The sequence below is a fragment of the Fontimonas sp. FW305-C-3 genome, assembly GCF_058783185.1.
On sequence record NZ_JBYSYK010000002.1, the window covers coordinates 1029278 to 1043429 of the forward strand.

Sequence of the window (14152 nt, forward strand, 5' to 3'; positions counted from 1 at the left end):
ACGGGGCTATCCGTGATGCGCGGCTGTTATCGCACAGTTTTCACTATCATACAACAGTGCTGTTTATTATAGCGCCGGACCGCCCAGCGTCGAAGCACGCCGGCTGGCTGGTCGCTGCGAGCGGGGGCATGAGATCATGCCGGCACGGACAACCCTCGGCTGCAAAGACGCTTGGACTCGACCCGCCTGCTGGCCTTCTGTGGAAGTTTCTTCCTGATCGCGCTGAGCCCCGGCCTGTGCATGACGCTGGCGATGTCGCTGGGCATCAGCATCGGCGTGCGGCGCACCTTATGGATGATGCTCGGCGAACTGGCCGGCATTGCGCTGGTCGGCGCGGCCGCGATGGTCGGCGTCGCCACGCTGCTGCTCGGCGAGCCGCGGATCTTCGCCGGCTTCAAGATCGTCGGTGCCGGTTATCTGCTGTGGACCGCCTGGCGCAGCTGGCATTCGCCGGTCGGCGACCTGACGGCCACCGCGAACGTCACGCCGCTCGCGCTCTGCACGCAGGGCTTCGTCACCGCCGTCGCCAATCCCAAGGCCTGGGCTTTCATGATGGCGCTGCTGCCGCCCTTCATCGATCCGGCCGCCGCGCTGGTGCCGCAGATGCTCGTGCTGCTGGCGCTGATGATGGTCATTGAGTTCAGCTGCCTGCTGATCTATGCCCAGGGCGGACGCAGCCTCAGCGAATTGCTGCTGCGCCGTGGCCAGGCGCGTTGGCTGAACCGCATCGCCGCGGTGCTGATGGTTGGCGTCGCGCTGTGGCTGCTGCTGGGCTAGGCGGCGCCACTCGGCAGGGCTCACAAACAGAAACGGCGGCCCGGACAAACCGGGCCGCCGCTTGTTTGCAACAGATGACGCCGCAGGCTTACTGCACGGTGCCGATGATCGTCCAGCCAGCCCACCAGGCTTCGGCCGCCGGAGTGCCCGGCTCGACCGCGCCGACGTAATCGGTCTGCTCGAACAGGAAGCCCGAAGCCGGATTCAATGCCGTGATGGCCGGCGCAGAAGCCAGCGAGGCAGCGGCCTGCGTGATCGCGAACGCGGCATCGAAGGTCAACGGCGAAGCGACTGCATTGACTTCGGTATCGGCAGCGCGCTTGTCGTAGAAGCCACCTTCGCAGTCGCCGAGGACGTTGGTCAGCGCGATCGTCGAGTTCTCTTCGATGTCGCCATCCAGATCCGTGTCGGCATCGTCGATGCGGATGCAGCCGGTGTCGAAGCCGGACACCGCCGAGTTGAAGATCGACGTGGTCACCGCGCCGCGCAGGCGCATGCCGGGCTGCTGGCCGACGCCGGCCGCATTGTTGGCAGCCGGGCCGCCGACGATGGTCACGTTGGCGATCACCGCTTCGGTTTCCTTCACGAGGTCCACGTCCGAGCTGTTGGCTTCGATGCCGCGCGGATCGTTGCTGCCCGACGGCGCGGCCTTGGCCGGATCTTTCTTGACAATGGCGAACTGGATGTTGCCCTTGTAGCCTTCGTCGTAGTCGATGTCGTCGTCGTCGTTGTTGGTCAGCACCAGGTGCGTCGCGTTGACGGTGCCGCCGAACCACTCGATGCCGTCGTCCAGATTGCCGTGGACCTGCACGTAGTCGATCGTGGTGCCGTAACCGACACCCTGCAGCGTCAGACCGTTGACTTCGTTGTTCGGACCGGCCACCAGACCGCCCTCGGCGATGCGCACGTACTTGAGCGTGCCGCTGTCGTCAGCCGGATCATTGCCGCCGAACTTGCCGATGAAGTCGCCACCCTCGCCGTCGACGTTGCAGATCGTGCCCGTGCCGAAGCAAGGGCCGGTGTCCTTCTTGCCGTACTGCGGGGCGAAGCCCTGGATCACGATGCCGCCCCACTCACCCAGACCGGTGGCGTTGTTGTCGAGGCTGCTGAAGGTGATCGGCGCGGTGACCGTACCGACGGCTTCGAGCTTCGAACCGCGGGTCACGAGCAGCGTTGCATCGTCGAAAGTGCGGATGCTGGTGCCGGCCGGAATCGTCAGCGTCACACCGGCGGCCTTGACCGCGGCAACCTGCGCCGGAGTCGTCAGCTCGACATTGCCCTGGCCAACCTGGACCAGGCCGTCCATGCGCCAGCGCTTGGTCGTATCGAGCGTGTAGTTCTGAGTGATGAGGCCGCTGAGCGTGCAGAGGTTGCCCACGCAGGACACGAAGGCCGGCAGCGGCGGCGTGGCCGTCGGCGTCGCGGTGGGCGTCGCCGTCGGAGTGGCTGTCGGGGTTGCCGTCGGGGTGGCCGTTGGCGTCGCGGTCGGCGTGGCCGTCGGCGTCGCAGTCGGAGTTGGGGTCGGGCTTGGGCCGTCGTCGTCGTTGCTGCTGCAGGCGCCGAGGATCAGGCTGGTGCAGAGCACCACGTATAAACTGAGCTTCTTCATCGAAATCACCATCCGTTGGGTTGCCGGTTAAAGGGATCCGCTTGCCATCGTCAGTCGGTCGTCTTGTCGCCTGAACGGCAGGACCAACATCTCGCGCTTCGTCCTTGGCGGGGACGGGCGCAAATCGGGATATGCCGCCATACGGGCGCTACGGCGGACATCAGAAATTCACCGAGTAGCCAAGGGAGAACTCGACGCCCTTGGAGTAGCTCTCGATCGTGTTGCCGCCCTGCGTGTATTCGGTCTCGGCGTCGAGCAGGTTCTTGACCTTGAGCTTGACCTTCGACTCGTTCGCGAAAATCTTTTCGTAGTTCAGATTCAGCGAGAACTGGCCGGCCTCGTAGATCGCCGGCTGGTTGCGCGTGACGCGGTCAATGCGATCGTCGAAGTAATTGCCGACCAGCGTCAGCGTCTGGCGCCAGAGGAAATGCTCGAAGCTGATCTGGAAGTTCGCCAGGTACGGCGACTGGCCCTGCAGATCGCGCTTCGGATCGATCTCTAGGCGCTCGCCGACTTCATCGAGTTCGATCTCGGAATCGATGAACGACATGTTGGCGCCGATCGTCATGCCGAAGTCGTTCCAGGCGTAGACCGATTTGTTCAGATCGATCTCGACGCCCGCCAGCTTGGCGCCCTTGTTGTTGCGGAAGGTCAGCGCATCGCTCGCCGAGCCGGATGCGTCGGCGACGGACACCTCCAGCGGATCGGTGATGTCCTTGTAGAACAGCGCCAGCGAGACGCTGTCCTTCTCGGCAAAGTAGTACTCGCCGCGGAGATCGAAGTTGTCGATCGTCGACGACTTGCACAGCGGGCAACCGATGAACAGCCGGTCGTTCTCGTCGTAGAAACGCGAAGGCGCCAGTTCGGTGATGTTCGGCCGCGACACCGTCGCGCTGTAGCCGAAGCGGAACTGCAGGGACTCGCTCGGGTGATAGATCGCCGCGAAAGCCGGCAGCACTTCGTCGGAGTCGAGCTGGACCGCTTCTTCGGTGGAATTCGGGAAATCGAGATCGACGGTGTAGCTGTCGTAGCGAGCGCCGGCGACGAAGGTCAGCGCCTGTCCGACGTTGAGCTCCGACGACAGATAAGCGCCGACGGATTCCTGATCGGCGTCATACGAGTCGGTGCCGGCCGATGCGCCGCGAAGACGGAAGGCATCGGCCGCGAAGTTCTCGGCGCTCAACAGAGTTTCGAGATCCTGATTGAGCGCGATCGGCGCGCTGCCCTCGCGAACGCCGATGCGGACGAGTTCGACTTCGCGATCGCGCGTGTTGCTGAGCGCGCCGAACTTGATGTCTCCCGCAACCAGATCGCTGAAGGTCACCGGGATCTTGTAGTCGAATCCCAGGTCCAGACCGTCTTCGCTGAGGTCCGAGTAGCTGCGCTCGACCGTCGAGATCGCGAGGAAGTCGCCGAGATATTCGTAGCTGCGGCGGTCCGGCGAATCGCGGCTGGTCTGCGAAAGCCCGAGGCGCCAATCCAGCTTGTGCAGGCCGCCGAACAAGGTCTGCTTGCCCTGGAACTGCTGGGCGAGGAACTGACGCTCGACCCACTCCAGCGTTGTGCGCGAGAAGTTGGCGTCCTCGAGCTTCTTGACACCGCGGTCGACTGTCGTCGTGTTCTCGGTGTCGCGCAGGATGATCGTCCTGCTCTGCACGCTCCAGCCCGACGTCGCTTCATAACCGGCGACGAGATAGGCGTTCAGCAGCGTGGCGTACTGATCCTTGCTGTAGTTCGAACGCTGCACCAGATCGTCGACGAACGCGTCCTGGCGCGACTCGGTCGACTGGTCGTACGAGACCGCGCCGTACACGCCGAGCTTGCCGTCCTGCTGCTCGAAGACGTTGCCGAGCGAGTACCCAATCTCGATATCCGGGCCTACCGATTCCGACCGCGGGTTGTAGACGTTCGGCAGGCTCGTCGCGAGCTGCACGGCCACGTCGCGCGGCACGCAGCCTTCCTGCCCCGCAACCTGGCAGACGCTGAAATCCAGACCGCCGTTGCTGGCGGCATCCAGCGCGCCCGGCAGTTCGCGGAAGCCGTCGTCGATTCCGAGCCAGTCGGTACCGCCGCCCTCGTAGCTCAGCAGATCTTCGCCGGTGACGCCGGTCGTGTAGCCGAGCGCCAGAGACAGGCTGTTCTCGTAGCTGTCCGGCATGTCGCGCGTGTTGATCTTGATGATGCCGCCGGTGGTGTCGCCCGGCAGGTCGGCCGAGAAGGTCTTCTGGATCTCGATGCCGCCGAGGATGTCCGACGGGAACAGATCCAGCTGCACGTCGCGACGGAACGGATCGGTGCTCGGCATCAGGTTGCCGTTGAGCGTCGCGGCGATGTAACGGCCATCGAGTCCGCGGACGACGGCATAACGACCGCCGGTCACCGAGACGCCGACGATGCGCTTGAGCGTTGCCGCCACGTCCGAGTCGCCGGACCTCAGGATGTCTTCGATGCTGACCGCGTCGATGACCGCGGCCGAATATTTTTCCTGCGCGGTGGTGCTGCGCGTCGGCTTGTAGTTGCTGAAGACGACGACTTCGTCGATCTGCGTCACGTCGCTGCCGCCGGCGGGCTTGTCGCCAGCCGCCGTGCTGGGCAGAACAACGTCGGCCGCGACGCCGACATTGGCGGCCACCCGCAGGCCCTCGCGCGTGGCGGGCCGGTACTCCGGATGCGAAATCTGCAGCGTGTATTCGCCGCGCGGCAGTTGCATCTCGAATCTGCCGGCTTCGTCGGTCAGCACTTCGGTGCCGAGCTGTTCGATGCGAACAACCGCGCCGGCAACCACGTTGCCTTTGACGTCGCTGACCGTGCCGGTGACGGTGCCGACGGCGCCATCCGCCGCTGCCGCCTCGCTGCCCTGGCCGGCGTCGTAGGCCGCCAGCTTGAACTCCGGCGGCTTCTTGAAATCGGTGAAGCCGATGCTCAGATCCGCGCCCTGATCCGTTGCCAACGTGAAGCTGTATTCGGCCAGACTGGCGCCGTTCTCGAGGACTCGCAGCGTATGGTCGCCGGACACGATCGGCGCCAGCACCTCGCCCTGCTCGTTGGTCGTGCCGATACTGCGGCCATCAAGCTCGATCTCAAGCCCCTTGAAGGGATTGCTCTCGTAGAAGGTGCTGACGAGCAGCTCGGCCGCGTGAGCGGTTCCGGCGCACAGCAGCGTGAGGGTGGCGAAAAGGCGGACAAGAGTGCGTTTCATCGTCGTTCTGGCGGATGCCGCTGCTGAAAACACTGGGTCGGGGTGAAAGGCAGGCATCCGACGACCTGCGCGCAGGTCGCCACGGCGATATCTCGGTGCAGGTTCTCCCCTTGAACCTGTGACGGACATGCCATGCGCGATACCGGCCCGAGACAGGCAGGCCGGTAGGTCGCACGCTACGACTGGGATGTGGCAGAGCAGTTACGCCGATGTAACAGCGCGGCGACGGTTTGATGACCGAAGCGCGCCTCAACAGCTGCGCGGCGGAGAAATCACGCCTTGATCTGCGGGCGCCGCCTTTCGTTGACGCTGGCGGCGGTCCTCTCTATCATGCCGCCCCCCGAGGACAGTTAGCTCAGTGGTAGAGCATCGCCTTCACACGGCGGGGGTCACAGGTTCAAGCCCTGTACTGTCCACCAATAAAATCAAGGAGTTAGGTGAAAGCCTGACTCCTTTTTTGTTGCGCTCTGAATGTCTAAGACCACCCCAATGCCACGGTGGCACATCTGACTGGAACCCACGTTCGGGAGGCACAACAAGCCGCTGACGCCGACCGATCTGGCCGAGCTGGAACGCTTTGCCGATGAGTCCGAAGTGGTCGAGAGCCACGAGCGGTTCGAGAAGACCTACGGCGCGGATCGGCCGCTGACCGTATTCATCCGATCGCTGGTGGGCCTGGAACGCAATACTGCGAAGGAAGCCTTCGGGCGCTTCCTCGATGCCAACCGCTAGAGCAGCCAAGGGACGAGTGATCCGGAGTCATTGAAGCCCAGCGCGCAACGCGATCGATCACCGGACAGGGAGTCCAGGGCGGCCATTCGCAACGATCCTGGAATCCTCAGGCGAGGCGCTTCGTAGAGAGAAGGTTCTGCACGAGCTGGCGAATCGCCGCCATCTTCAATACGCGCTGCACGTCGGTGCCAGTGAGCGACCTTTGATCTGCGTCTGACATGAGGGCGGCGACGGTGGCGGTGAAAACGTCGAGTGTCTTCTTATCGAGTAGCTGCGCCCCAGGCAGCAGGACAGCGCAGCTGCGGACGAAATCAAACCGGGCCCGCTGGTTGATCTCGATCTCCCTGCGCAGAATCGGATCGTGGCGTGCCATCAGCATGATCTCGAGGTCCGCGCCATGGATGGGGTCGTTCGCCATCTGATCGAAATAGCGCAACAGCCGCTCCATAACCTTGAGGAATTCCCTCGGGTCGCCGAACTGCTCGTAGAACTCGCCGCTTTCCAGGCGCTGATTGGAGCGGCGGGTCGCGGCATGCAGGATCTCGTCCTTGCTCTTGAAGTGCACATAGATCGAGCCGACGCTCATGCCGCAGGCGGCGGCCACATCCTGCGTCGAGGTGTTGGCCAACCCCTTTTTTCGCACGCTGGCGAGCAGACCGTCGATGATCTGGTTCCGGCGTGCATCCATGTGGGCGTCGTCCCGCTTTGGCATGGCCTCGTTTCCCGCTCCCGTTTGCTTTTTCGATGGTCGACCATTATAAATAAAAAAACAAGCGCTCAGTTTTTATTAAAAACCCTTCCTCGGACCGCGAATCGATGAAATCTTCTATGCAGCTGCAGGGCGGGCGGTGGCTATCCGGATTCCTGATGGCAGCGGTTCTAGCTACAGCGCAAGCTCAAGCGCCCGGCGATCCTTCATCTGAGGCGGCGGCCCAAGCGGCCGAACCTGAAGCTTCGGCGGGGGCAGCGGAGGCGGCCAGTGCAGCCTTACCACTGAACACGATTGCCGTTCCGCAATTCAGGGCAGCGCAAACTGCAGATGAAGCTGGCCCGGTTAGACAAGACGCTGGCCTGCAGCAGCTCGACGATATTGTTGTCACCGCGACCAAGCGCGAGAAAACCGCGCGCGAGATTCCGGTCAGCATCACCGCGCTGCGCGGCGAGGAACTGGAGAAGGTCGGCGCCCGCGATATCAAGGACTACCTGATGCAGGCGCCCGGCGTCACGCTGGTCGACAGCGAGTATGGCGAAGCGCGCGGGCGCAACCTGACAGTGCGCGGAGTCGGACCTGGCTCCTACACCGGCCTGGGCAATCAGACGATGGGGCAGTTCATTGGCGACGTGCCGATGAACGATCCCTTCGGCAACTTCGGTGCACCCGATCTCGACCCCTTCGACCTCGAGACCGTCGAGATTCTGCGCGGCCCGCAGGGCACGACCTTTGGCGCCTCGGCGCTCAACGGCGCGATCCGCTATGCGCCCAACAAGCCGGAGCTTGGCCGCTGGTTGGCCCGTGGATTCGTCGACCGCGTCAGCGTCAAGGATGGCGGCGCCGATCAGACCTATGCGCTTGCGGCAAATGCCCCACTCGGCGACTACGCCGCGCTGCGCGTCTCCGGCGTGCTGCAAAACGCGCCGGGTCTGCACGACAACCTGCAGCGTGGCGTCGAAGATGCCGACAGCCGCCGCAAGTGGACCGGACGCGCTGCATTGCGCTGGGAGCCGACGGACAAGCTCAGCGTGAACCTGCTGGGCATCAAACAGCAGTCGCATTCCGACGATGCGCTCCTTGCCGACAACCCGGACGGCCGCTTCGAGAACGACTACAAGGTCGGCCCCAGCTATATCGACTTCGGCTTCAGCCTGGCCAGCCTGGATCTGCGCTACGACTTCGACAGTCTCGGCACGCTGGTGCTGCAAAGCAACTGGCAGAACAAGCGCTCCCGGGGCGATGTCGATACCAACCTGAGCCTGCCAGCGGAACTGGGCATCGCGACGATCCACGCACCTTTCGATTACGACACCCACGGCAACAGCCAAGAACTGCGGCTGGTCTCGGCCGAAGGCGGCCGCTGGGACTGGATCGCCGGCGTGTTCCGGCGCGACTACCAGGCTAGTGTGCATGCGGGCGTCCTCGTAGGTCCGCTAACCGTGCTGGAGTCCGACATCGATCCGCTCGACGCCGAGGAGACTGCGTTCTACGGTGAGCTGACGCGCCGCTTCGGCGAACACTGGGAGTTGACCGCCGGCGTGCGCCGCTACACGACCTCGCTACGCGGCGTGCAATACACCAGCGCGCTGGGCACAGTGCCGTCCAACAGCAATCCCGTCGGCCAGGAGGAAGACGGCTTCAGCCCGAAATTCTCGCTGAGCTACAAGGCGAGTCCGAACCTGATGGCTTACGCAACGATCGCGCGCGGCTTCCAGTTCGGCGGAGTCAACACCACGGTCGCACCCTTGTCCTTCGAGAATCCGGCGACCGGCGTGCCGATCCCGACCAGCTACGATTCCAGCGTGCTGTGGAGCCGCGAGATCGGCCTGCGCACCGATTGGCTGGATCGCACCCTGCGACTTGACGTTGCGCTGTTCGACATCCAGTGGAGCGAAGCCCAACTGCAGCAGTACACCGGCGGACAGGTTTCCAACGACCCTTATGTCGACAACGTCGGCGAGGTCCGTATCCGCGGCGCCGAAGGCAGCTTCTCGTGGCTCACCCCGTTGCCGGGGCTGGCGCTCTATATCAACGCCTCCTATACGGATGCGCGCACCCGCGAAGAATACGAGCAGGGCGGCGTGGTGATTCCTTCCGGCTCCGAACTGCCTGCGGTGCCTGCGGTGCAGACTTCGACAACTCTGGCCTACAGCACATACTTCGGCGGCTGGATCGGCGGCGCATCTCTGAGCTATGCGCAATGGGGCGAGGCCTACGGCAACCTCGAGCATTCGTATTCGATTTTCGATTTCGGCACGTTCGGCCTGAACCTCAACATCGCGCGCCCCGATGCCGGCTGGACGCCAACGCTGACCCTAGGAATTGCGAACCTGACCGATGAGCGTGGCGTCGTCGGCCGCCTGGTGCCGATGGGCTCGCTACCGGTAGGCCCGGCGGCAACCTGGAACTACATCCGTCCGCGCACCATCAATCTGCGCCTGACCTTCGAGTTCCAATGAAACCCTGCACGCGAATCCGGCAAACCCCATGAACACGTCGACAAGTTCAGCGGCATTCCCTCTAAGTCGGGGCCTGTTGTTCATCTTCGCGCTGCCCGCCATCCTGCAGGCCTTCATGCAGGCACCGGCGCAATCGCTGCTGCAAGGCATCTACGCCAAGGAATCGGGCCTGACGCTCACCGCTCTTGGCAGCGCCTTGCTGGCAGTACGCCTGCTCGATCTGTGCAGCGACCTGCTCATCGGCTTTCATTCCGATCGCAGCTGGCGGCGCGGCGGCAGCCGCAAGCTGTGGATCGCCGCCGGCATGGTGCTGTCGATCATTGCGATCTGGTTTCTGTTCCGGCCGCCGGTCGAGATCGGCATCGCCTACTACGCAGGCTGGTTCCTGCTGGCAAACATCGGCTGGTCGCTGATCGAAATTCCCTACAAGGCCTGGACCCTCGAATACGCCCCCGAAGCCACGCACCGTGCGCGTATCGTCACCTGGGTTGCCTTCTGCACCGTACTCGGCGCCATCCTGTTCTACGCGGTGGGGCCCATCGGGAAAGCACTGGGTTGGCTGGCAACCGCGGAGCCCAACATGCAGATGCTGCGGCTCACCGCCATCTTCATTGCGGTACTACTGCCACTGCCGATCCTGCTCACGCTGTGGCGCATGCCGGATCGCAGGCCGGGCCTGGAGAAGGCGCGGGCAGTCACTGCACCCGAGAGTCTCAAACTGATCTGGCCGTCCGTCGTCGGCAACGGTCCGCTGCTCAAGCTGTTGGGATGCATCGCTGTGACCGCCTTTCTGGGTGGACTGCCTGCCGCCGTGCTGTTGCTGTATCTCACCAACTACTTGGGACTGAGCGGTGAGGTCAACGCCGTGCTGGCCTTGTCCATCCCGATCAGCATGCTGGGCCTGCCGGTCTGGGGCATCCTCGCGCAGCGCTATCCGCGCCAGCGCGTATGGGCCGCTGGCATGCTGATCGCCGGCCTCTCCTATGCCAGCCTGGGACTGGTGCCGCCCGACTCCGGCATGACGGCAGTTGCCATCATCAATTGCGTCGTCGCTTTCGGTCTGCTGTCCACTCTGGTGGCAGCGCCGGTGATCATGGGCGACGTCATCGACTACGGCCGCGAGAAATTCGGCGTCGAGCGCGCCGGCCTCTACATGTCGCTGCAGGGCCAGGTGGTCAAGGGCTGCGGCGCCCTGGCCGCCGGCGCGAGCCTGCTGTTGCTCGGCTACTTCGGCTTTGATGCAAGCCAGTCGGGCGACGATCTCACGCCGCGGGCCGTGTCGGCGTTGAAGTGGGTCGTCGCGTGGTTGCCGGGCGCCGGCATCGCGATGACCGGCGCGCTGCTATGGGTACTGCCGATCAGCAGGGAAGCCCGCGAGGCCGCCTTGGCGAAAGCACGCTGAATGGGCACCCTGGCTATGGATGTCACGGCGCCCCGCATGCTGCGCTGCCCAGATGGCAGGCAACTGGCATGGACCGAAAACGGCGCGCCCGATGGTCGGCCGGTGTTGGTGCTGCACGGCTCTCCGGGCTGCCGTCTCTCGCGGTACGCGGATTCCGCAGCGTTGGCGGCACGCGGCATTCGCCAGATCAGCTACGACCGACCCGGATACGGTGCTTCGGATCCGCTGCCCGGCCGCAATATCCGTGACGCCGTCGATGACATCGAGGCAGTGCTCGACGCCGCCGGCGTCGAACGCGCCGGCATCATCGGTACTTCCGGCGGAGGTCCTCACGCCCTGGCGATGGCCGCCACGCTCGCTTCACGCACTACCCTGGTTTACTGCAATGTCGGTGTCGCGCCGCGGTGCCTGCTGAGCGACGCCGAGTTCTTCTCCGGGATGGATCGCGAAAATATCCGGCGCTTCGAGTCCGCAGAAAATTCGCGCGACCAAGTGCATCGAGACTTCTCCACGGAGCTCGACGAAGCCGTCGCCGCCATCAAAAACAGCGCTCATTCGATGCTCGGGAGAATGCAATTGCCCGAAGCCGATGACAGGATCATGCGCCAGCAGGGCGCGGCCATCGCGAAGACGATGCTGGAATCACTGCGCCGCGGCTACTGGGGATTCGTTGATGATTTCGTGGCGATCACTCGCGACTGGGGATTCGATCCGCGAGTCACACAGGTGCCGGTGATCATCGAATACGGCCTGGAAGATGTGAACGTACCGGCAAGCCATGGCCGCTGGCTCGCGGAGAACGTCCGCGGCGCGACGGCGATCGTCAATCGAGGCGGTCATCTTTCGGAGCCGGACAGGATTCTGGAACGGCTGGAGATCGTCGCCGCCGCGGGGGCGCAGCGAACCCTCTATACGCCACTCCGCCCGTCTTGACCGGCTCCACATCCGGCCTGAAGTCGAAAGCGCTGCGCAGTCCCCCCGAGCAGGGTTAAGATTCGATCAGCTCAGGGGGGAACCTGAATAAGCCGCTCGCCACCGTCGTCACCCTCGTCATCGCCGCCACGGCCATCGCGCTGCCGATCGCCTGCGCGATCTACTTCGCCGATCAGCAGGGTCTGCAGGCGCTCAAGGACCGCGCGACGACTTATGCCACCGACGTGCTGCAACGCTCGGAGGCAACGTCGGACCAGATCGACCAGGGTTTCCGCCTGCTGGCCAAGACCCCGGCGGACCGCATCTGCAGCGAGGAACAGATCACGCTGATGCGGCGCATCGACCTGGCGTCGAGTTACCTGCAGGCGATCGGCCGGGTTCGCGACAACCGCTTGGAGTGTTCGTCGTTCGGCTTGCAGGGCATCCAGGTCGATCTCGGACCGCCGGATGTTGCCACCGAGCACGTCCGTGTTCGCGAGAATCTGCGCCTGCCCTTTGTGCCGGACACCGCGTTTCTCGTCGTCGAGCGTGACGGCTATGCCGCGATCGTCCACAAGTCGCTGCCGATCGACATCGGCATGGGCGCCACCGCCGGAGTGCTGGCGAGCTTCTCGACCAAGGGAAACAGCATCCTGACCGCAAGCGGCGCGATCAAGCCGGAATGGATGGACCGCGGAGCCTGGCAAGGCGCCGGTGTTTTTGTCGACGGAGATGTCGTCGTTGCACGCCGCTACTCGGAGCGCTATCTGATCGGCGCCATCGCGGCGCTGGACCTGAAGTACGCCGGCGATCCCGCTGCGCGGGCGACGCGGATCCTCGTGCCGATCGGCATCGTCGCCGGCCTGATCCTGGTGCTCGCGGTATACCAGCTGTCGATCTCGCAGCTCGCGCTGCCGAAGCTGATCAGGGCCGCTCTGCGACGCGACGAGTTCTTGATGGTCTACGAACCCCTGGTCGACCTGACGACCGGCCAATGGGCGGGAGCCGAGGCACTGATCCGCTGGCGCCGTCCTACCGGCGAACTGGTGCGGCCAGACCTGTTCATCCCGGTCGCCGAAGAGGCCGGACTGATCCGCCAGATCACCGCACGCGTCGTCCAGCTCGTCAGCCGCGATACACAGGAGCTGGTGCGCAGATTCCCGCGCTTCGGGATCAGCATCAACATCGCCGCCGGCGATCTCGAATCGCCCGAGACCGTCTCGCTGCTCGCCGCCCTTGCGCAGCAGATGCAGAGCAACGACGGCTTCCTGGTCGCCGAGGCGACCGAACGCGGGCTGCGCAGATCGGAACTCGTCTCACCCGTCATAGGCGCCCTGCGGAATCAGGGTGTGCGCATCGCCATCGACGATTTCGGCACCGGCTACTCCAGCATCGCGAGCCTGCAAACCTTCCAGTTCGATTATCTGAAGATCGACAAGGCCTTCGTCGACACGATCGGCACCGACGCGGCAACCAGCAAGGTCGTGCTGCAGATCATCGAGATGGCCCGCGCGCTGGGGCTCGAGATGATCGCCGAGGGCGTGGAGACTCAGGCGCAGGCGGACTTCCTGCGGGTCCGTGGCGTGCGCTATGCGCAAGGCTGGCTGTATACCCGCGCACTGCCGATGGCGGAGTTCCTCGACCGCCTGGCCGCGAACACCAGCACGAGCGCGGCGGTGAGCTGAATCGCCCGACGATTGTCAGTGTGACTTCGGAGCGTCCGGATCGGCCCATGCAGAGCGCTGAGCCCCAACGAGGAAAGCGGCATCCGCTGCCACGTCCGCTGCCGGTTTCGTCCCGGCCCTTTCGAAGAAAGACCCGGCACCGTAGTACAAGGTCTGCAGCAAGGGAATCAGCAGCCAGTCGGCATGCGGAAAGCGGCAGGCCAGAAAGAGCCCCCAGATGCTGAGCACGGTGCCGACGTATTGCGGATGACTGACGAGCGAAAACGGGAACTGGGTACACCACGGCACTTTGTGGCCGAAGCGTATCCCGTAGAAAATACCGATGCGGCCCAGTCGCCAGAACGCACCGAAATTCAAAGCCTGCCCGCCGACGATCAGCAGGCCGCCAACCGCCAATGCGATCGGTTCGTCGCCAAGTGGGGGAAATCCTCCGCTGAACCCCAGAATCCAAGCGGCAAACACGCCGATCTGGATCAGCTTGAAGCCATAGAAAAGGCGCTCTAGCCCGCTCACCGGATTCTCCGCGATGCGCATACGCGCGCAGGCGTATCGGAAGGCCGCTGGGTAGTGCCAGATGTAGACGTAGGCGAGTCGCTCAACAGAGAGCAGGACGGCTGCGATCAGAAGGGCAATGCAGGTCGTGGAGTTCAAGCAGAATGGCTGGC

General features: G+C 64.1%; 10 protein-coding genes and 1 tRNA gene. 7 read left to right on the top strand and 4 right to left on the bottom strand.

Annotation, left to right across the window (positions count from 1 at the left end):
• The first annotated feature begins 171 nt into the window (after positions 1-171).
• Entirely contained in the window at positions 172-777 is a 606-nt protein-coding gene (locus AC3WUF_RS11100) for a LysE family translocator (RefSeq protein WP_492425431.1), read from the top strand.
• Positions 778-865: 88 nt separating this feature from the next.
• Here the strand turns inward: AC3WUF_RS11100 and AC3WUF_RS11105 are convergent, their stop codons facing one another.
• The gene (locus AC3WUF_RS11105) at positions 866-2386 is read right to left on the bottom strand and encodes a beta-helix domain-containing protein (RefSeq protein WP_492425433.1); all 1521 of its coding nucleotides are present in this window, start codon (positions 2384-2386) and stop codon (positions 866-868) included.
• A gap of 160 nt (positions 2387-2546) precedes the next feature.
• Positions 2547-5585 carry a TonB-dependent receptor gene (locus AC3WUF_RS11110; protein ID WP_492425435.1) on the bottom strand — a complete coding sequence of 1013 codons (3039 nt, stop codon included), beginning with the start codon at positions 5583-5585 and terminating at the stop codon, positions 2547-2549.
• A gap of 344 nt (positions 5586-5929) precedes the next feature.
• Here AC3WUF_RS11110 and AC3WUF_RS11115 point away from each other — a divergent pair.
• Positions 5930-6004 (top strand) — tRNA-Val (locus AC3WUF_RS11115).
• A 175-nt stretch (positions 6005-6179) separates the two neighbouring features.
• Positions 6180-6317 carry a hypothetical protein gene (locus AC3WUF_RS11120; protein WP_492425437.1) on the top strand — a complete coding sequence of 46 codons (138 nt, stop codon included), beginning with the start codon at positions 6180-6182 and terminating at the stop codon, positions 6315-6317.
• A gap of 106 nt (positions 6318-6423) precedes the next feature.
• Here the strand turns inward: AC3WUF_RS11120 and AC3WUF_RS11125 are convergent, their stop codons facing one another.
• Positions 6424-7005 (bottom strand): TetR/AcrR family transcriptional regulator, encoded by a 582-nt coding sequence (locus AC3WUF_RS11125; RefSeq protein ID WP_492425439.1) that lies wholly within the window; start codon positions 7003-7005, stop codon positions 6424-6426.
• A 179-nt stretch (positions 7006-7184) separates the two neighbouring features.
• Here AC3WUF_RS11125 and AC3WUF_RS11130 point away from each other — a divergent pair, with 179 nt between their 5' ends.
• The 4 genes from AC3WUF_RS11130 (at position 7185) to AC3WUF_RS11145 (ending at position 13487) form a co-directional block, all read left to right on the top strand.
• Positions 7185-9488 carry a TonB-dependent receptor gene (locus AC3WUF_RS11130; protein ID WP_492425441.1) on the top strand — a complete coding sequence of 768 codons (2304 nt, stop codon included), beginning with the start codon at positions 7185-7187 and terminating at the stop codon, positions 9486-9488.
• A gap of 28 nt (positions 9489-9516) precedes the next feature.
• Positions 9517-10890 (top strand): MFS transporter, encoded by a 1374-nt coding sequence (locus AC3WUF_RS11135; protein ID WP_492425443.1) that lies wholly within the window; start codon positions 9517-9519, stop codon positions 10888-10890.
• Positions 10891-11823, top strand: coding sequence for an alpha/beta fold hydrolase (locus tag AC3WUF_RS11140; protein WP_492425445.1), 933 nt, complete (start codon positions 10891-10893; stop codon positions 11821-11823).
• 182 nt (positions 11824-12005) lie between these two features.
• Positions 12006-13487: an EAL domain-containing protein gene (locus tag AC3WUF_RS11145; protein ID WP_492425626.1), complete on the top strand. Its 1482-nt coding sequence runs from the start codon at positions 12006-12008 to the stop codon at positions 13485-13487.
• 15 nt (positions 13488-13502) lie between these two features.
• Here AC3WUF_RS11145 and AC3WUF_RS11150 read toward each other — a convergent pair whose 3' ends face one another.
• Positions 13503-14138, bottom strand: coding sequence for a methyltransferase (locus AC3WUF_RS11150; protein ID WP_492425447.1), 636 nt, complete (start codon positions 14136-14138; stop codon positions 13503-13505).
• Positions 14139-14152 lie beyond the last annotated feature (14 nt).